The 351-nt window shown below is 35.0% G+C and carries 1 protein-coding gene; it reads right to left on the minus strand.

Going from position 1 to position 351, the window contains the following annotated elements:
• Window positions 1-310: single-stranded DNA-binding protein (locus QWI17_RS03285; protein WP_302721074.1), on the minus strand; the 310-nt coding region annotated here is incomplete at its 3' end.
• Window positions 311-351 lie beyond the last annotated feature (41 nt).

Genomic DNA, 351 nt, shown 5'->3' on the forward strand with positions numbered 1-351 from the left:
TTGAATTTGCTACGATTTCTGTTGTATAACGCGTTTGTCCGTTATCGTCCCATTTGCGCGTTTTGATACGTCCTTCAACAAAAACTTTATCTCCTTTTTTTAGATAACGATCACATAATTCTGCCAATTTATTGCGTGTCACAATATTGTGCCATTCTGTTTCTGTAATTCGCTCTCCCGTTCTAGAGATATATGATTCTGTCGTTGCAATAGGAAATCGTCCAATACAATTTTGTTCGTCAAAATGATGCAATTTTACATCATCGCCCAAATTTCCGATCAAAAGTACTTTATTCGTTGTTCCATTCATAGTTGTAATAGGTTTTTAGTGGCTTGTTACTTACAAAGTTA

Source organism: Gilvimarinus gilvus (assembly GCF_030518155.1).
GTDB lineage: Bacteria > Pseudomonadota > Gammaproteobacteria > Pseudomonadales > Cellvibrionaceae > Gilvimarinus > Gilvimarinus gilvus.